Here is a 19,553-nt window from a genome sequence, read left to right on the forward strand (position 1 = left end):
TCAAAGTCCTAATTAATTAAAAATAGAGTGTTGATAATAAAATCAACACTCTATTCTTAATTGTTTAATTTGGGGACGAAAAACAATGTACTAAGTAGTAAGTAGCTCTGCTAATTTTGCAGATAATTTTATTATTCTGGAATTACAACCAATTTCTCGTTGCATGAGGAGCAAAATTTTGCGTACTTAATACATGTTTCCAGCGAATCCGTTGGTTCCATAGGCCACCAACGAATTGATCCCATAGGTGCCTTAGAAGCAAAAAGCTCAATTTCCTCAGGAATACGCCCGACAACCAATACCTCAATATCTTTAAAGTTAGTTTCTAATCCTTTTTTTAGTGTATCTATCAATTTTTTATTTACATTTACAGGAGATGAGTATGGAATTGGAAAGATTATTGAAAGTTTATTAGAATTCTCATCAATTATATTCGCTGATTTTAAAGCTAAGTCTCCTTCTTCCCTCTCCCATACACGATTATATGATATAAATTCCTGTAATCCAAGCTCTTCAACTCTTTTGTGAATTCTCTCACTATAATATTTATACAGTTCTCCTATTAAAATTTGAATCTGTTTGTTTCTGGTAAAAGTTGAATTATCTCCATTTTCATTTCTATATTGTATATATAGCAAATCAGGAATACATATATATTTTGTGCAAAGAAATGTTCGAACTAATATATCGTAATCATCTGCAACTAATAGTTCTTCTCTATGCCCTCCAAGCATGTGATAGCACTCTTTGGTCCATGCCCGAGGATGATTTGGTAATCCAGCTAAATGAAGTATGGTTGTTCCATTTATTACTGTATTTCTTAATACATTTTGCCATCTGTGCATTTCATGAACCCAGACTCGATAATATACACCATATCCATATCCACAATCCCATCCATACCAATTTGAAATATTGCTTCCGACATATGGTTCAGTGCAATCTCCATATACAAATCCACAATCAGGATGACGTTTAAATGCAGCTACAATTTTTTCTAAGCAATCATGTGTCAATTCATCATCATGATCTACTTCTAATAAGATCTCACCAGTGCATATACCAGCAGCATAGCGTTTTGTGGCACCTATATAACCATTGCGGTGATCTTGCCTATATCTTCTTACACGCGGATCATCCAGAATTAGTAAGTCCTGATTGTAAGTGGTGTCATTATCACCAGAATCGTCTACAATTATCCATTCCCAATTTGAGTAGGTTTGATTCAGAAGTGAGTTATATACGCGTTTAATCTTATCCTTAGATTTATATGCGGCTGTAAAAATTGATACTAATGGAACATCAGAAGAAAACTTAGTAATTGGTATTTTTTTATTTTCTGGAAGAAGATCTGTACATTTTAGCCAGCAATAGAATAAATGAGATGGTTGAATATCCTTTATTGAATCATAATGTAGCCAGCGTTTTCTTTCATGATATGGTAATGCATATAGTGTTGTAAACTGGTCTGCATCGCCTCCTATTGAAACATATACACGTGGGGCTTTAGGGTTTATTTTTAAGGTTGTATTTTCTACTTTGTATAATTCAACTTTTATTCCACTTTCAATAATTTCTTTCAACATTTTTTCAAGTTCATCTAATGAAATTTTTCTATCAACAAACATATGGACTGTTAATAATGGAACATCATTAAAGTGCATTTTTATCCTCCTTTTATTTATTAAGTTAAACTTGCCAAGATCTTTTGTGAATTTATAGATATCCAACGTATATTTAGACTTATGTTAATCAAACAAAATTCAATACATTTTTATTAAGACATCTATTTTAAATGATTTGTTTCCAGATTATATAATAATTACTACTTGCTTTTATCAATGTAAAGGGATTCTGTTATATTATTTTGCTTAAGAATTCAATTAATTATATAATATTATATTTTTATGAATAAGTTACAGCATCGTTGTATTTCTTATTAATATTAAACACAAAAATAGTCTATGTATATTTTATTAGGATAATCTTTTATAATTATCTTTCATAAAGTACACAGACTATTCAATTGCGTTATTATAATAATAATCGCATGATATTCTTATATAAGAAAAGTCATATAATTATATTAGATATTTCTGAAGCGTATATACTTAATTGTATTTTTACAGTTATTATTTGTAGCAGATTGAGCCTAGTGTAAACACTACAACAAATTCAATTTTATCTCCACATTTATTTATAGCCTTAAAATGTAAGATATCAGATGGATAACCACAATTAAGCAACTTTTTTAGATTGTGTTTTGGCATAAATATTATACCTGAACTAACTACTTTATAATATCCTAGGCGTCCACAAATAAAAACTTCATCACAAATACATTTTTTATTGCAGCCAGTGTATATTATTTCAAGTGTATCGCAGTTTGAAGAACATATTGCACTAGCTGTGAAATATTGTAATTTGTTTGGATAAACATAAATTATTTTATTTTCATTTCCAATGCTAGCTTCTAGATTACAATTTATTTTCATTACTGGAGCTTCACACTTATTATCACATGATTTATCAGTTTCTTTTTCTTCAATAATCTCTTTTTCTTCAATACCCATAATTTTCCTCCTAGAATTTAGAGTATAACTGTTTATTTCTATAAATTGTTTTTCCTAATTTCATCACTTTATTTATAACTGTTATATTTTATTATATAAACAATTTTTTTAATTGTTACACTTAATCAATCTACTTTGTTATAAACTGCTCATTAGATTTTAATAATTTCATTTAAATTTAGGTTTTTTAACAATAACGTCTACATAAATTACACGAGAATATTGCAACAAAATCATAAGACTCATGACTACACTTGTCTGTGGCTGTGAAATGTAAGATATCTTTTTTTTTAGGATCTAATTTGGAATAAGTTTCAGCTATAATCCCAGAGTGCACTATTTTATATACTGCAAGATTTCCACGAATTCCATTATTTGAAGAACATCCATTATATCTAATAGTTACATCTCCACAACATTTTGATACATCAACTGTAAAAAATTGAGATTCGCCTGGAATTAAATAAAGCATTTTATTTATTGTATCGAAATCCACTTTTAGATTACAACTAGCATAAATCTTAGGTTCGCTTCCTTGGCAACAAGTGTCATGTTTTTTATTTTCCTCTTTCTCCCAATTTTCTACATTTTCTTTTTCGTTCAAACAATAGTCACATTCTATATCAAAAAAATCATCAGTTACAAAATTCTCGTCATTACATATTTTTTTAGGTTCATTTTTATTGTATGTCTCTTTTTCATTATCCATTCTACTTCCTCCAATTACTGGTATTAATGATTTAGCTTATTCTTTAGAAATTTATAATAAAGTAAAATCTGTGGACACTTATAAAAAAGGATACTTAATTAGGTTCTGTACAGAAAGAGAATAAAAAATATACACCTATAAAAAGAGCACGAAGTGCAATTAAGATCAATTTCCTATAAAAAGAGCATTAAGTCAATTAAAGACTTACTGCATGCAGTCGCCTGCGATTTTTTTATATTCTCTTATATAATAATGTATTAAATATTATTAGAAATGGTACAAAAGGTAATATAAAAACATAATATGTATTAAAATAAAATTTTTTATTACATTGTAGACTAAATTAATTTTAAATTTATAGAATTAATATTTAGTAGCGATTTATTTTCTTTAGTGAAAGGAAGTGGGATTTTGAAGGATAACGAAACTAAAAAAGAAAATTATGAATTTAATATACATCCTTGTAACTTCAAAGTTAATATTAAAGAAATAAAGCCCTTTTATGTACACTCACGAAATTATATTTTTTTAGACTTACAAGTATTAGATTGTTATAGTGCTAAAAGCCGTTTAAGGATAAAATCATGTCCTCACAATGGTAAGCTATATTCAGTTGAACCCTCTATTCTTGTATATAAGCCAACAGCTGGATTTTGTGGTTATGATTTAATACAAGTACTGATTGAAGATGAGTTTGGTGGAAGACATATAGAAAATATCATAATTCGTGTAATAAATTAAAGAGTGAGATTTTAAATTAATCTCACTCTTTAACTACAAAGATATAAATAAAATTTTATTCATTTGATTCATAATTAGTTATTTCTTTTATTGTATTATCATCATTCATAAAAACAACTGAAGGCTTATATTTTCTAGCTTCATCCTCATTCATTTGTGCGTAAGCTATTATAATAACTTTATCACCAGGTTGTACTAACCTTGCTGCAGCACCATTTAAACAAATAACTCCTGATTCCCTTTTACCCGGAATCACATATGTTTCAAGTCTTGCACCATTATTTATATCAACTATTTGAACTTTTTCGTTTTCTAAGATACCTGCTGCTTCCATTAATGTTTTGTCTATTGTAATGCTTCCTACATAATTTAATTCTGCCTGTGTAACTGTAGCTCTGTGTATTTTTCCTTTTAACATTGTAAGTATCATTAAAATTTCCTCCTGAAAATCTGTTTATTTATCTGTTCATAATAATCAAATTAGTATATATTCCTTTTCGGTATCTTCATAGATACTCTCATTAAATTGAACTTATCTTTTGAAGTATATTCCATATCAGAAATGAAGGTCATGCTTTTGTGGAAGCGTTACATTAGAGGATTTAGCTGTAGATATTTCTTTAGTGGAAGTTGTTCCATTTTTGCTTGTCCTGAACTCGTTTCAGGATCATGCAGAAATGGTGCAACTCCTGCTATTAGAAATTCACAGCTTAATCCTCAGTAACCTGAACAAATGCATGATCTTTATTTCGGTGGATTTTACGCATAAGTACATTTTCACCTCAGATATCTATATTATTATATTTCAAATGTAAAATTATCTATTAATCTTGTTTTTCCTATATAAACTGCAATTGGAATCAATACATTTCTCTCAATGATTTCAACGCTTTTTAGTGAATCACTATCTACGATTTCTACATAATCTATTTTTGCTAATGGTTCTGAATTTAGTACCTCTTTTATTGAATTTTTAATATTATTAGCATTTCTTTCACCTTTTCTTAATGCATCTTTAGCTATTTCTAAACTTCTACTTAATACTAATGCTGCTTTCCTTTCATCTTTAGAAAGATAAGCATTTCTTGAACTTTTTGCTAGTCCGTCTTCTTCACGGATTATAGGGCAAGCAACTATTTCTACATCAATATTTAAATCTCTAACCATTCTTTTTATAACAGCCACTTGTTGAGCATCTTTTTCTCCAAAATAAGCTTTATCCGGAGTAACTATATTTAAAAATTTTGAAACAACTAAACATACTCCATCGAAATGCCCTGGTCTTTTAGCACCGCAAAGTACACTTGTAAGACCTGATACACTAACACTTGTAGATTTATCTCCATAATACATTTCACTTGGTTCTGGATTGAACACTATTGCTGCGCCTGCATTAATGCAAAGTTCCAAATCTTTATTTATGTTTCTTGGGTAACTATCAAAATCTTCATTTGGACCAAATTGTGTTGGATTTACAAATACGCTTACAACGACCTTATCATTTTCTTCAACAGCTCTTTTTATAAGACTCTCATGACCTTCATGCAAAGCTCCCATTGTTGGAACATACCCTACAGAGAGCCCCTCTCTCTTCCATGCCTTAATCAAGCTTCTAAGCTCTTTAATCTCTTTAACTAACATTACTGATCACCCTTCTCATCCTAATACCAAAATTTAGGTTCATTATCACATAAGTATAAACTTACAGTTGAATATCTATATAGATACTACAATCTTAAACTATACTTAGATCATGAAATATCTTCCAAACAAAAGTATATTATTCATTTCGTGAGTTATCGCATAAATCTAAGATTTAGTACAATTTCTTTAATTCATTTTCATCTATTTTAAAAGTGTATTTTTCTTCTGGGAAATCTCCAGCTTGTACTTCTTTAACATAAGAGCTAATGGCATCTCTCATAACGTTACCTACATTTGCATATTGTTTTACGAACTTTGGCACAAAGTCATTAAACATGCCTAACATATCTTGATAAACTAAAATTTGACCATCACAATATTTTCCAGCTCCTATTCCTATTGTTGGAATTGAAACTGCATTTGTTATAAGCTCTGCAACTTTTTCAGGAATTCCCTCAAGAACAATTGAAAACGCCCCTGCTTTCTCAATAAGTACAGCATCATCTATAAGCTGCTTTGCAGCTGCCTCACTCTTTCCTTGAACCTTAAATCCTCCAAAAGCATTTACTGATTGAGGAGTTAATCCTATGTGTCCCATAACTGGTATTTGAGCATCTACAATAGCTTTAATTTGGGCTGCAACATTCGCACCACCCTCAAGCTTAACGGCATTAGCGCCACCTTCTTTTATTAATCTTCCTGCATTTAAAACTGCTTGTTCGATAGATACATGATATGATAAAAAAGGCATATCACTTACAATAAGAGCATTTTTAGCACCCTTCTTAACAGCTTTTGTATGATAAATGATTTCATCCATAGTAACAGCTAATGTATCTTCTTCACCTTTAATAACCATGCCAAGAGAATCTCCAATTAAAATCCCGTTAACACCACTTTCATCAATGATTTTTGCCATTGAGTAATCATATGCTGTAAGCATACTTAATCTTCTTTTCTCTTCTTTGGCTTGTTTAAAAGTTAATACTGTATTTTTCACTAATTTACGCCTCCTAAAAACTTATAAATTTCCAAATGCTTTTTTGAATTACTTAATACATTTTCTATTTGACTCTTATTTTTCATGTCATAGAAACATTCTTCTATGTTTTCTGTAATATCTGCATTATTTTTATCTCTCAAAGCCACAAGTTTTAATAGATTAAAAGATAATATCTTATATAAATCTTTATCTTTGTCCTCTAAAACAGAAATATGCTTCTCAATTGTTGTAATATCTCCCCTTGCTATAGGACCTGTTAAAGAATTAACAAACCCTTTTGCATAAATACTATCAATGTTACCCTTTATTAAAGGTTTTAAAGCATTTAAAGCTTCTTCATCATCTAGTCCAAGTTTTTTTAAATAACTCGTTCCTATATCAAGCAAAGATAATGCTAAGTTAGATACAAAAACGCTAGCTAAATGATATGTTGAGGAATCTTCTGCTTTTCTAACAAAGTACTTATTTCCAATAAGCTTAAGTACACTAATAATAGATGAATCTTCTAAAATATCACCTTCAATTGAAAAATATATATCTTCCAATTCTTTTAAGTTTGTTTCTTTACTAGAGAATGCAAATATTGGATGTAGAGAATAAATCATTGCACCAGAATGTTTCGCATTACATAATACATTTGATTTGAGTGAACCACTTGTGTGGCAAATAGATTTGTTATTTAGATCAAATTTTGATAATTCAATATCTATAATTGAAATGATGTCATCAGGAGTTGTAATAAATAATATATCACTATCTTTAATAATATCTTGAATGTTGTTATAAAATTTAGATTTTGTAATATTTGCTGCATCTATGGCATTTAAGTCATCTTTTCCATAAAAGCCGCTTAATTCTATCCCTTTATGAGTAAAGTAGCGTCCTAAACTCACGCCTACCTTCCCTGGGCCAATAAATCCAATTTTAATGGTATCACCTCCATATACGTGTGAGTGATACAACATCCTAATTTCAATCTCATTCATTATAGATATGAGTTGTATTATATATAATTAATGCTAAAAAATTTGGTGTAACTCTTTTTCGATACTACCCACTGATATTCTACCACTATGTTTTGATTTTAACAATGATAAATTTTTTTATTCTTTAGGAATTTATATTCCTGTAAAATCTATGGGTAACTTAAAAAAGGTTGATTGGATAGTTTGAGTATTTAAAAAAGAATAAAAAGAAAATCTTATTCGCCTGCCAGATTTTTCTCACATGCATTCGAAAAGGCAGATGCGTGAAAAAAATCTCCTGCTCCACAGTCGCCTGCGATTTTTTTATTTAAATACAAAAAAAAGCAAGATTACTTTTTAATTCTTGCTTTCTCGTATTTTTATAAAAATTTACATAATTTCCTCTATAGTAATTACATTTTCAAGGCTATGAAGCTTTAAAATGTACTCTGAATGATTAATTTTTTCAGGTAATGTTAAAGTCATTTTAAGCCCAATTATATGATTGTCAAGCTCTTTAGCTTTCTTAAGTTCTAGATTAGAAATTTTTGTTCCATCTAATTTTATTGCATTCATAAAGTTTGTAACGCCTGCTATATGCTTGAGTTCAGCATATATATCCAATTCGTTAGACTTAGCCCTATAATGTAAATCTGCTTTATGAAGTACTGTTAATACACCTAATAGAAAAAAGCATGAAATAATAGCGCCTTCATAAAATCCAATTCCAATGGCAAGTCCCATACATGCGCAGGCCCAAAGACCAGCTGCAGTTGTAAGGCCTTTAACTTCATTACGCCCAACTACGATAATAGTACCCGCTCCAAGAAACCCAATACCACTTATAACTTGAGCACCCATTCTGCTTACATCATCCTGAATGTGTAATATATCTCTCATGTATTGTCCTGTTATCATAATTAAAGTTGCACCAATACAAACTAATATATGAGTTCTAAGACCAGCCGGCCTTTTTTTTCTTCCTCTTTCAAGCCCAATAATCCCTGCACAAATTGTAGCAAGAGTAAGCCTTAAAATTATAGATGCAGTATTAACTTCCCTCAAGTAGTTTGTCAGTTCATTTATTGTATTCTCCATATAACCACCTTCATAATTGCTGGTATCTTATTGTTAATTATAATTAAATAATTCTAAAATTTCATTTTCATTTAACGAATGTATGAATTCTCCTACGGATAAATCATCACCTAAAATCTTATTTATTAGCTCTCTTTTTGAATCCTGTAATTCCACTATTTTTTCTTCTATAGTTCCTTGGGCAATTAACTTAATCACTTCTACCACATTTTTTTGACCAATTCTATGTGCTCTATCAGTTGCTTGATCTTCAACAGCAGGATTCCACCATGGATCAAAATGTATCACTATATCCGCGCTTGTTAAATTCAGCCCCGTACCACCAGCTTTCAAGGATACTAAGAATACAGTGTTTTCACCATTATTAAATTCGTCAACCATCTTCATTCTATTGATTGATGAAACTGATCCATCTAAATATGAAAATAAGAAATTTTTTTCTTTAAGTATTTTGCTTATATTCTTTAATACAGAAGTAAATTGCGAGAATACTAATATTTTATGTCCCTCATCTATACTTTGTTCCAATAATTCAATTAATGCATCAATTTTTCCACTACTTCCTAAGTAATTATCCATAGTTACAGACGGATCTAAACATATCTGACGAAGCTTAGTTATATAAGCCAAAATTTCTATTTTGCTCTTACTAAACTCAAAATCTTCGACTTTCTTTTGAATTAAATCTTTAGTATAGTTAGCATAGGTTTCATATACGACTTTTTGCTCATCACTTAAAGGAACAAGAAGTCTTTTTTCAATTTTATCAGGTAATTCTTTAATTACATTCTTCTTATACCTTCTAAGAATAAATGGTTTTACAAGCCTATTTAACTCTTCAAGAATTTCTGGTCCTTCTTCAAGCCTTCTATGATATCTAGTTACAAATTTCTTCTCGTTATATAAATACCCTGGCATTATAAAATCAAATATTGACCATAATTCCATTAATGAATTTTCTATTGGTGTTCCAGTCAACGCAAATCTTATTCTTGCTTTTATTTCCTTGACTGACTTAGAACTTAAAGAAGATTGATTCTTTATGTTTTGAGCCTCATCTAAGATACAGTAATCAAAATTCATATTATATAATTCTATGTCACGTCTCAATAAATTATAGGTAGTTAAGATTATATCATATTCTTTATAGTTATTAATCAATTCTTCTCTTTCTTCTTTTACCCCATTGCAAATAGCAATTTTCATTGATGGAGCAAATTTATTAAATTCATTTTTCCAATTATAGATTAAAGAAGTAGGTGCAATAATAAGAGTTTTTGAATCTGGCTTTGAAAGCAATAATGTTATTGTTTGCAGTGTCTTTCCAAGTCCCATTTCATCACCAAGTATTCCACCAAACCCTAAGTAATCTAAAGTTCTAAGCCAATTATAGCCTTCTTTTTGATACTTTCTAAGTTTAGCTTGAAGTCCATATGGAGGTTGAAAGGCTTTATCTTTAATGTTACTTAATCTTTCTTTAAGATCCTTAATTTCATCACAACTATTTATATACCTTAACTCTTTGTCTTCTAAATAATCTTCAAGATAAGCTCCCTTGTTAATTGGAACATTAATGAGATTCTCATTTAATTTTTCTTCTAAAAGTAAATTATCTATAAGGGTCAATGATTCTTTCAATGCTTCATCTTCTAGGTCTAAGAATTCTCCATTCTCAAGCTTGTAATATTTCAAGTTATCTCTAAAGCTTCTAAGTATTTTTGCAGTTTCTTCTGGAGATATATCAGAAATTTTAAATTCAAACTCAAAATAGTTGAATTTACCTTTTCTAACTTCCCCAACAAAATCTGATTTCTTAATATCTTTTATTCCCTTAAATCTCTCAGAATAAAATACTTCACCATATCTTTGAAGCTTTTCTATTTCATATTTAAAGAATTTAAAAGCCTCATCATCATCTCTTAAAAAGAATAATCTTCCATTAACTTCTTCAAATCCAAGACTTTTTAATACTCCTAAAACTTCATATTCTTTATTAGTATCTCTGTAAATAATTTTATCTTTGTATTCTTCAAAAAAATTAAATTCATGTCCTTCATATGATACCTTAAACAACAACGAAATATCCTTATCTTTATCAAAATAAAACCTGAAGATTACAGGTGCGATTACAACTTTTTCTCTAATATCCTTAGATAAAACTAAATCATTTGTTACTTTTTGAATCGAAGGTATTAATTCTTTCAAAATTCTACTTTCATTAATCTTATTGAAACTAACTTTGTTAGTGGCATTAAATATTTTTAAATATGGCGATAATCTCTCACATTGTTCTATTGATGGAATATATATTGAAGTGCCGAATAAGAATACATCTTCATTTTGAGTTAATGATTCTGGTATTCCATTAGGAGCTTCTAAAATTATATTGCTATTCTTACTCAATAAAGCAAATGGAATAGGCATATCCCCTTCTATTATTTCAGATTCTAATATTCTATAAAAGAATCCATCGCCTAAAAAAACTCTATTCTTTTTTATAATATATAAAAATTCTTTAAACATCATATCAGGAATTGTAAGGGTCTTTCCTTCTATTAACTTATCCTGATAACGTCTAAAATTTCTATCATGATCTGCTAAATTTTTTATATTATTCATGAATTTTATTAATCTTCTATCTTCATAAGAAAGACTTTGAGTTTTTATATCAAAAATAAATTCTTTCCCGTACTTAATTGGTACTTTATTATAAACGCATGTCAAAAATTGATTAATATCTTTAACTATATACATTTTATTGCTTTTTCTTAATCCTATTTTAAACTCGATTTGAAGTTTAGAGGACCAATTGTTTTTATTAATAATAACTTCGAATTTTAGCTTTTCCTTATCCGTATCCCCAACAAGTAAAGATAATAAATCATCATTAGAATTCTCCTTAATTCTAGCTTTATTATCTTTAAGAGATAAATTATTATTTAACTTGGTTCTTAACTCTTCATCTTCATCAATATTTCTTAAGAATGTATAAAAAGTAGCTATTATATGTTTACAACAGTAATTATCACGAGAAAATTCGTTTTTCTCAAAGTCTAGACAACTACAATGGGTTCCTATAATTTCTTTAGTCATATTATCAATTTCAAGCTTACACGAATATTCACTAAGAAGGCTTTCTGAAACTACATTTGAGTTTATTTTTATATAATCTTTATCTACTTTAACATTTATTTCTCTTAACAAATCATTTTTTAGAACACGTTGACCTTTTGTAAGAGATGAATTTGTTATGTTCTTATTAAAACCCTCTAGTAAAATTTGTTTTATCAATGTTTATCACCTGCATTTTTATTTTTAACTTCTTTAATTCTTTTAATTAAATCTACACTGATATATTGGGATTTAGAAACCCCTTTTCTAAAATATCTTATTTGCTTATAGTCACGACCTTCAATATTTATATCTAATATATCAATTCTTTCAGCATTAAATATAGTAGGTTCATTTTTTCCTTTTAAATATATATGTACTTCCATTTCATTAGGTGAGATTATTTAAATTAGTAATTTAAAAATAATCCCAGTACCCTCCTTTTAAATTATATTTAGTTATTATTTTTGAATTCTTCAATTGCTTCAGCTATTTCATTTAGATATTCCCATCGTTCGTATTTATTATCTAGTTCACTTTGTACTTCTTCTTTTTCATGCATCAATTCATTTAGTTTCCCATAGTTTGAAGCATTCTTTGCCATTTCCTTTTCTAAAGAATTGATTTTTTCTTCGAGCTTAGCAATATCTTCATCTATAGCTTCATATTCTTTTTGCTCTTTAAAAGTAAACTTAGGTTTATTATCTTTAGTTTTTTCTTTAAATCCCTTTCCTTTATCTGCCGCAAATTCATTGCCACTTTTATCATTTGACTCAACAGATTTAATCTTCTCAATTTCTTTTGAAATCAAAAAGTCGCTATAGTTACCGTTATACTCTTTGATATACCCATTTCCTTCATAAGAGAATATCTTCGTACAAATTCTATCTAAGAAATATCTATCATGGGATACAACAATGATTACACCCATAAATTTATCTAAAAAGTCTTCTAATATTTTTAATGTTTCGATATCTAAATCGTTAGTAGGTTCATCTAATATTAAAAAGTTAGGTGATTCCATTAATACTCTTAAAAGATGAAGTCTTCTTCTTTCACCACCAGATAATTTTTCAATCGGAGTATACTGCATAGTACTATCGAATAGAAATCTTTCACACATAGTAGAAGCCATTATTTTAGTTCCATCTTCTACTGGTATATATTCTCCGCCTTCTTTAACATAATCAATTACTCTTAGTTTAGGATCCATGTTACTATTATCTTGTGCAAAACATCCTATTTTAACTGTATCACCAATTTCAATTTTTCCGCTGTCTATTGGAAGTTTATTTCTAAGAATATTAACTAAAGTTGTTTTTCCAGCCCCATTTTCTCCAATGATACCAATTCTATCATTTCTCAAAAATATATAATTAAAGTCTTTAATTATAACTTTATTTCCAAATGACTTAGATATATCGTATAATTCAACTACTTTTTTCCCCAGCCTAGAACCAACAAATGATATATCCACATCTTCTTGTCTTTTAATGCTTTCCTCGCTTACTAACTCGTCAAATCTTTGAAGTCTTGCCTTTTGCTTAGTAGTTCTGGCTTTAGCACCACGTCTAACCCATTTTAATTCGTTCCTTATAAGAGCGTTTTTCTTTTCTTCTTGTGATTGTTCTACTTCAATTCTTTCAATCTTTTTTTCAAGGAAGGCAGTATAATTTCCAGGATAAGTATATAAATTTCCTCTGTCCAGCTCAATAATTCTATTTGTTACTCTGTCTAAGAAATATCTATCATGAGTAATCATTAAAAGAGCGCCTTTCCTAGAATTTAAGAATTCTTCAAGCCATTCAATGGAATCTGAATCTAGATGATTGGTAGGCTCATCTAATATAAGAAGATCACATGGTGTTATAAGCGAACAAGCAAGTGCTATTCTCTTCTTTTGTCCTCCAGATAAATTTCCGACCTTTTCTGAATAATTCTTTATTCCAAGTTTATTTAAAATTGTCTTTGCGTCACTCTCCATATCCCATAAGCTTAAGGAGTCAATTTCACTTTGAACCTTAAGTAATTCATTATTTAAAGAATCAAAGTTTTCACCACTGCAACTATTAATCTTATCTAATAACGCCTCATATCTTTTTAAAAGTTTCATTTCTTTAGTGTCACCTTTAAAAATTTGTTCTAAAACAGTTGCATCTTCATCAAATAAAGGATTCTGATCAAGATATTCAATTCTAACATTTTTACCCTTTACTATATTTCCATCAAAAAATTCCTCTCGGCCAGAAACCACTTTTAAAAATGTTGATTTACCAGCACCATTTATTCCAATTAAACCAATTTTATCTCCATCATTAATTCCTAGTGAAACATTATTTAATAATATTTTATCACTATAATTTTTGCTTATATTTTCCAAAGTAATTATATTCATTAATTTTAAACTCCTTTATGTGATTATATACATACTATTTTAACATAGGATGCTCATAAACAGAAATTTAGATTGAATTTAAACAAAAAAAGACTACCTATTATAATATAGATAGTCTAAAAGTAACATATCTTGTTTCAAATAATTACTGTATATATTAATGATTCACTTATTTTTTTTAAGATTTTGACTTGAGATTTCATATCTTTCTTCATTATCTTCTGTATTATAAAAAGCATTACAACCAATCAATAAAGCACAAACAAAAATTACTATTCCTAGCATAATTATTCCCCCTTTAATATGGATCTGATTATATATTTATTATAGCACAATCTATATGTAAACGATATACTATTTTGCTTTTTTTTATTTCTATTAACATAAATTTCTTGATTACTATTTTCTTAATTTATAATTTTGCAGAATTTTCAAAAAATTATTGACAATGCTTATATCTTTTGACTATAATTTATACAAACACATATAATTTAAAAACTGTGAAAAGGAAGAGTACATATATTATTGAAATAAAGAGAGAGAATGATTGCTGGAAATTCTCATGATGTATATATGGAATGTAGCCTTGGAGTTTTTAATCGAAATCTTAATTGTTAGAGAGTAGAATTAAACGGAGTGTCCACCGTTAAAAGGACAATAATATCGGTTATTTAACCCGTATTATTAATAAGTGTGTATTTGATTATACAAAATTAGGTGGTACCGCGGTGATTATCTCTTCGTCCTATAATATTTATAGGATTGGGAGTTTTTTTTTACACAAAATAATATTTAATCTTATATCAAGTAATAAAAAATAGTAAAATCGAACTTTTTATTTAATAAATAAACGTTAATGAAATATTCTAAGATATTTATGTAAGGAGTGATTTCTTTGAAATATAATGGTGCTGAAATAGTTATTAAATTATTAGAGAACGAAGGAGTTGAATATATATCAGGCATTCCAGGAGGCTTCAATCTCCCACTTTATGATGCTTTATATAAAAGCAAAAAAATCAAACATATACTAGCACGTCACGAACAAGGTGCTGGATTTATTGCACAAGGCATTTCAAGAAGTACAAATAAAGTTGGAGTATGTTTTGCAACTTCTGGCCCAGGAGTAACTAATCTTCTAACTGCTATTGCAGATGCTAAACTTGATTCAATTCCTCTTGTTGCTATAACAGGCCAGGTTCCTCTATCAGCAATAGGTACTGATGCTTTTCAAGAAGTTGATGCTTATGGATTAACAATTCCAATTACTAAGCACAATTTCTTAATTAGGAACATAAATGAACTTTTTACGGTTATAAAAGAAGCTTTCAAAATAGCTTTAGAAGGAAGACCTGGACCAGTACTTGTTGATATTCCTAAGAATATTCAGAATGAATTTATAGACTTAGAAGACTTTCCTTCTGAAATTGCATCTGAAAATCTGCCTAAAAGAGATCTAATAAAAAGTTCTACGCTTTATTGCATAGCTGAATTAATCAATGATTCAAAGAAGCCTATAATTTATGCAGGTGGAGGTGTAGTGAATTCAAATGCTTCATCTAACTTATATAAAATTGCAAAGAAAAATAATATACCAGTTTCTTTAAGTCTTATGGGACTTGGTGCTTTTCCTTGTGATGATGAATTGAGTATTGGAATGCTTGGAATGCATGGTGCACCATATACAAATTATCTTCTAAACGAAGCTGACTTAATTTTGGCCCTAGGAGTAAGGTTTGATGATAGAGCAACAGGTAATATAGAAAAGTTTTGTCCTAACGCTTCTATAATCCATATTGATATTGATCCTTCTGAAATAAATAAAGTTAAAACCAGTAGTTTATCTATGATTGCAAATGTTGATGACTTCTTAGAAGATATACTTCCACATATTGAAAGTAAAAGTCGAAACACTTGGAGGGAAAGAGTTAAATGCTTTAAATCTAAATATCCACTCCCTTCTTATAAAAACATACTGCATCCTGCTAATATAATTCCTTTTGTAGGAAACATAGTTCCTAGGGATGCAGTTATTACTACTGATGTTGGGCAGCATCAAATGTGGGTAGCTCAAAGATACCCTTTTAAATTACCAAAGGCTTTACTAACTTCTAGTGGTCTTGGAACTATGGGATTTGGACTTCCAGTAGCCATAGGTGCTGCATTGGCCAATAAAGATAAGACTATAATCTCTTTCTGTGGTGATGGATCTATTTTAATGAATATTCAGGAGCTAGCTACCCTTGCTGACTTTAATCTGAATATAAAAGTAATTATTTTAAATAATCATCATTTAGGCCTAGTACGTCAACAGCAACAGTTGTTTTATAATGAGCACTATATAGCATCAAAATTTATATCAAATCCTAACTTCAAAATGATAGCAGAAGGCTTTGGAATACAATCTTGTGATTTATGTAATGAGGAAAAACCTTTAGAAAAATTAAAAGAATTGTTAACTACAGATGGACCATGTGTAATTAATATACCTATTGAAGAAACCGAAAATGTACTTCCTATGGTTCCTCCTGGTGAATCAAATATAGATATGATTGGTGGTGAAAATTTAAATGATTAATACTAAATTTTATCTTATAGAGCTACATGTTAGAAACCATTCTGGTGTTATGAGCCACATAACTGGGCTTTTTGCAAGACGTGCATTTAATTTAGAAGGAATTTTATGTGCACAAATAGGTGATGGTTCTACAAGTAAAATGTATTTACTTGTCAAAAATGATTCTGTGCTTGATCAAATAATAAAGCAATTAGAAAAACTCTATGATGTTATCGAAGTTTCAGTACACCAAGATTATGATCAATCTGTATTTGAAAACTTAAATAAAGTACTAAAGCTTAAACAAGAGGATATTTGAGATTTGATTCTATAACTTAAGCTTAGAATAATAAATAAAACTTAGTTTTAATTCAGAAATAAAAATAAGGATAATAAACAATATCTCTACTGTTTATTATCCTCATTAAATGAACCGCTCTATAAGAAAGTTTGTAATTATCTTGGGAGTATAATGTTAGCATTGTGTAAATTAATATTAACATAGTTTTAAAATTTATACAAGACTATTTTTATCTGTTTTGTATACTATTTTAAAAAGATATTATATAAAAAGCTCTTCAAAAATACTTTTTATAATAAAAAAATCACAGGCGACTGTTGTTAAGTTCCGTATTGTGCTTCGCACTCTTTTCATTGTCTAGGAAAGTATAGAATTTTTTGATTTTGAGAGCCAGTGATACCAATGGTTATAAGGATATTGACCTGTAAAAAATGGTATAAAGAAAGAGCGTGGCGCAGCCACTTTTGTTCTATGTGTAGATTTTTTTCACGCATCTGCCTTTTCGAACGCATGTGAGAAAAATTTGGCAGGCGAATATGATCTATTTTTTTATTCTTTTATAGTAATTAACCCAAGTAAAATATACTACTATAAAAGTTATCCACAGATTTAATTGCATTATAATTTCATAAAGAATAAAAAAGCTAATGTAAATAAACATTAGCCCTTAAAGCTTAGATCATATATTAATTAGTTTAGTTCTATTATTTATATTTTAGCTAATGAACCTAATAAATAGATACCGCCATAAATAAAAATCATTGCTAATACTGCTTGTTTTATTCACTAATTAATTCATTTTTAACATATTCATTAATATTTTCTTCTTCGCCTTCAAATATTTCTGTTAAATGTAATATTATCTCTTGTTCATCTTCTGGAAGATATTTTATTGTTTCTTTGATTGTATCTACATTTACATCTTTCATAAAATAAAATCACCGCCTTAATATTGTTTTATTTCTAAATCACTTAGTACAGCTTTTTCATGTTTATATGTTACTATAAATCTCTGTTTATTATCTTTAGATTATGTTAATAATTCCTTAATATAATATTACAAAAAGTTAAAAGTTAAATTAGCTCGAAATAGGGATAAACTAATTATGCAAATAATCTATTGTATTTTCTCATTTGACATTATAACTTATTTGCTTGTAACTTATTGTCTTTATGTGAAAATAACTTCAAGTTTATATCATTTATTTTTCTACATTTTTATTCATATAAAGAGCTTGTTCGAAAATAATTAAGCTATAAGCTAATTTATAAGAAATGTTTATTTAATTATTCTATAAAATATTAAAATTATTGTGATAAAGATAAATAATTGATTATATAATTAAATTGAATACTCTCATGTTGTTGCTGTTTTCTAAATATGATAAGAAAATATCACAAACTCGATTAGCGATAAATTGATATTTTCACTTCATAAATTTTACATTAAATATTAGCTATTCATTTTACTTAATTTTAATGATTTTACTATACTAATCTCTTTATTTTTTAATAACTTAAAACCCATATAGCTAATAAAAACTATAGTGTAGCTGCTTAATCTTACCCAATCTATTTCCTTTTCATTTAAAAGTATGAGTAAAATATGAAGATATGTTAAAAAGTAAAACAAATATGCCCATCTTTGAAGCCTCTTCCATTGCTTTCCTTGCATTTTACGCCTTATTTTCTTAAATGAGGTTATAAATAATGGTATCATTATAATAAATCCAATAATTCCAACTGCTATATAGCTTAAGTATAATACAGGAAACAAACCTTCATTGATGATTTTAGGAAGCTTGAGTATTATAAAGCGAATAAAATATACTGTTCCATGAGGTAAAAGCATGATTGTACCTATAATAGCTAATTCTGCCCTAATGCTGCGTAATTTCTTTGTTATTGTCCATTTTTGATTTAAAGCTCCTGCATACATTACTAATATAAAAAATGATACTGATATCAATCCTCTTATTGAAGTTTTTTCAAGAGTTAGAATAACCCCATCAAGCTTTGCATTAGATGTTATTCGTAGTATTTCATAAAATGATGTGATTATCGCAATACCCGCTGCCAGCGAATAAAAAAGATAATAATGTTTTTTAATAGATGATGTTAAAAGTAATGATAAAATCGTTACTAGAATTAATGTACAAATAAAGATCATATTTCTACTCCTTATAATTATTATTGATAATGAATATCACTAACAATTATATTTTATCATGGCTATTACGTCAAGATTTAGCAATCTTTATTTTATCTAATTGCTAGGAAATAAAATAGAATGAAATTACAATCACTTTTCTTGTATATCGATTTAAATTTGGTATATGTTGGTGCACTATTACATTGAAAAAGAGATAACCATAATTATTATAGTTATCCCTTAATCTTATTTCCTATATAACTTATATTATTCTACCATTCAGCTTTTGTTCCATCATAATCTT

17 protein-coding genes and 1 other annotated feature are annotated in these 19,553 nt (G+C 28.4%); of the genes, 4 read left to right on the forward strand and 13 right to left on the reverse strand.

All coding sequences use genetic code 11. The features are described 5' to 3' along the window. Positions 1-131 precede the first annotated feature (131 nt). From L3B96_RS21265 to L3B96_RS21275, 3 genes are all read right to left on the reverse strand, one after another. Positions 132-1,664: a glycosyltransferase gene (locus L3B96_RS21265; protein WP_012058815.1), complete on the reverse strand. Its 1,533-nt coding sequence runs from the start codon at positions 1,662-1,664 to the stop codon at positions 132-134. 468 nt (positions 1,665-2,132) lie between these two features. Then, on the reverse strand, positions 2,133-2,573 hold the full coding sequence (locus L3B96_RS21270; RefSeq protein ID WP_012058816.1) for a hypothetical protein: 441 nt from the start codon (positions 2,571-2,573) through the stop codon (positions 2,133-2,135). Between the two features lie 187 nt (positions 2,574-2,760). Further along, entirely contained in the window at positions 2,761-3,282 is a 522-nt protein-coding gene (locus tag L3B96_RS21275) for a hypothetical protein (protein WP_238948498.1), read from the reverse strand. Positions 3,283-3,693: 411 nt separating this feature from the next. Between L3B96_RS21275 and L3B96_RS21280 the strand changes: the two genes are divergently transcribed. Next, a complete protein-coding gene (locus L3B96_RS21280) occupies positions 3,694-4,023 on the forward strand; it encodes a hypothetical protein (RefSeq protein ID WP_238899174.1) in 330 nt (109 codons plus the stop codon). 55 nt (positions 4,024-4,078) lie between these two features. Here the strand turns inward: L3B96_RS21280 and panD are convergent, their stop codons facing one another. After that, the gene (panD, locus tag L3B96_RS21285) at positions 4,079-4,453 is read right to left on the reverse strand and encodes an aspartate 1-decarboxylase (RefSeq protein WP_012058819.1); all 375 of its coding nucleotides are present in this window, start codon (positions 4,451-4,453) and stop codon (positions 4,079-4,081) included. 132 nt (positions 4,454-4,585) lie between these two features. On the opposite strand from panD, the gene L3B96_RS21290 reads away from it, so the two are divergent. After that, the gene (locus tag L3B96_RS21290; protein ID WP_238899173.1) at positions 4,586-4,747 is read left to right on the forward strand and encodes a hypothetical protein; all 162 of its coding nucleotides are present in this window, start codon (positions 4,586-4,588) and stop codon (positions 4,745-4,747) included. Between the two features lie 74 nt (positions 4,748-4,821). On the opposite strand, the gene panC is transcribed toward L3B96_RS21290, so the two are convergent. The 7 genes from panC to L3B96_RS21325 form a co-directional block, all read right to left on the reverse strand. Next, the gene (gene panC, locus L3B96_RS21295) at positions 4,822-5,664 is read right to left on the reverse strand and encodes a pantoate--beta-alanine ligase (protein ID WP_238948499.1); all 843 of its coding nucleotides are present in this window, start codon (positions 5,662-5,664) and stop codon (positions 4,822-4,824) included. A gap of 175 nt (positions 5,665-5,839) precedes the next feature. Then, positions 5,840-6,667, reverse strand: a complete 828-nt coding sequence (panB, locus tag L3B96_RS21300) for a 3-methyl-2-oxobutanoate hydroxymethyltransferase (RefSeq protein ID WP_065416729.1) — start codon at positions 6,665-6,667, stop codon at positions 5,840-5,842. After that, positions 6,667-7,656, reverse strand: coding sequence for a DUF2520 domain-containing protein (locus tag L3B96_RS21305; protein WP_039771024.1), 990 nt, complete (start codon positions 7,654-7,656; stop codon positions 6,667-6,669). Before L3B96_RS21305 ends, panB begins: the two co-directional genes overlap by 1 nt. A 369-nt stretch (positions 7,657-8,025) precedes the next feature. Then, positions 8,026-8,733: an MgtC/SapB family protein gene (locus tag L3B96_RS21310; protein ID WP_077831483.1), complete on the reverse strand. Its 708-nt coding sequence runs from the start codon at positions 8,731-8,733 to the stop codon at positions 8,026-8,028. Positions 8,734-8,766: 33 nt separating this feature from the next. Continuing rightward, positions 8,767-12,024, reverse strand: coding sequence for an SNF2 helicase associated domain-containing protein (locus tag L3B96_RS21315; protein ID WP_238948500.1), 3,258 nt, complete (start codon positions 12,022-12,024; stop codon positions 8,767-8,769). Continuing rightward, complete coding sequence (locus tag L3B96_RS21320) at positions 12,021-12,230, reverse strand: hypothetical protein (protein ID WP_065416726.1); 210 nt, start codon at positions 12,228-12,230, stop codon at positions 12,021-12,023. Before L3B96_RS21320 ends, L3B96_RS21315 begins: the two co-directional genes overlap by 4 nt. Before the next feature lie 68 nt (positions 12,231-12,298). Then, the gene (locus L3B96_RS21325; RefSeq protein ID WP_238948501.1) at positions 12,299-14,239 is read right to left on the reverse strand and encodes an ABC-F family ATP-binding cassette domain-containing protein; all 1,941 of its coding nucleotides are present in this window, start codon (positions 14,237-14,239) and stop codon (positions 12,299-12,301) included. Between the two features lie 491 nt (positions 14,240-14,730). Next, positions 14,731-14,990: a binding site (T-box leader), on the forward strand. A gap of 144 nt (positions 14,991-15,134) precedes the next feature. On the opposite strand from L3B96_RS21325, the gene ilvB reads away from it, so the two are divergent. Then, complete coding sequence (gene ilvB / locus L3B96_RS21330) at positions 15,135-16,817, forward strand: biosynthetic-type acetolactate synthase large subunit (RefSeq protein WP_238948502.1); 1,683 nt, start codon at positions 15,135-15,137, stop codon at positions 16,815-16,817. Continuing rightward, positions 16,810-17,115: an acetolactate synthase small subunit gene (gene ilvN, locus L3B96_RS21335; RefSeq protein ID WP_012058856.1), complete on the forward strand. Its 306-nt coding sequence runs from the start codon at positions 16,810-16,812 to the stop codon at positions 17,113-17,115. The genes ilvB and ilvN overlap by 8 nt, the downstream gene beginning before the upstream one ends. 761 nt (positions 17,116-17,876) lie before the next feature. Here the strand turns inward: ilvN and L3B96_RS21340 are convergent. Then, positions 17,877-18,026 carry a hypothetical protein gene (locus L3B96_RS21340; RefSeq protein ID WP_170816456.1) on the reverse strand — a complete coding sequence of 50 codons (150 nt, stop codon included), beginning with the start codon at positions 18,024-18,026 and terminating at the stop codon, positions 17,877-17,879. Between the two features lie 524 nt (positions 18,027-18,550). Then, a complete protein-coding gene (locus tag L3B96_RS21345) occupies positions 18,551-19,267 on the reverse strand; it encodes a ferric reductase-like transmembrane domain-containing protein (protein WP_077830827.1) in 717 nt (238 codons plus the stop codon). Between the last annotated feature and the right edge of the window lie 286 nt (positions 19,268-19,553).

The sequence above is a fragment of the Clostridium sp. YIM B02569 genome, from assembly GCF_022320765.1.
In the GTDB taxonomy this organism is placed as follows: Bacteria; Bacillota; Clostridia; order Clostridiales; family Clostridiaceae; genus Clostridium; species Clostridium beijerinckii.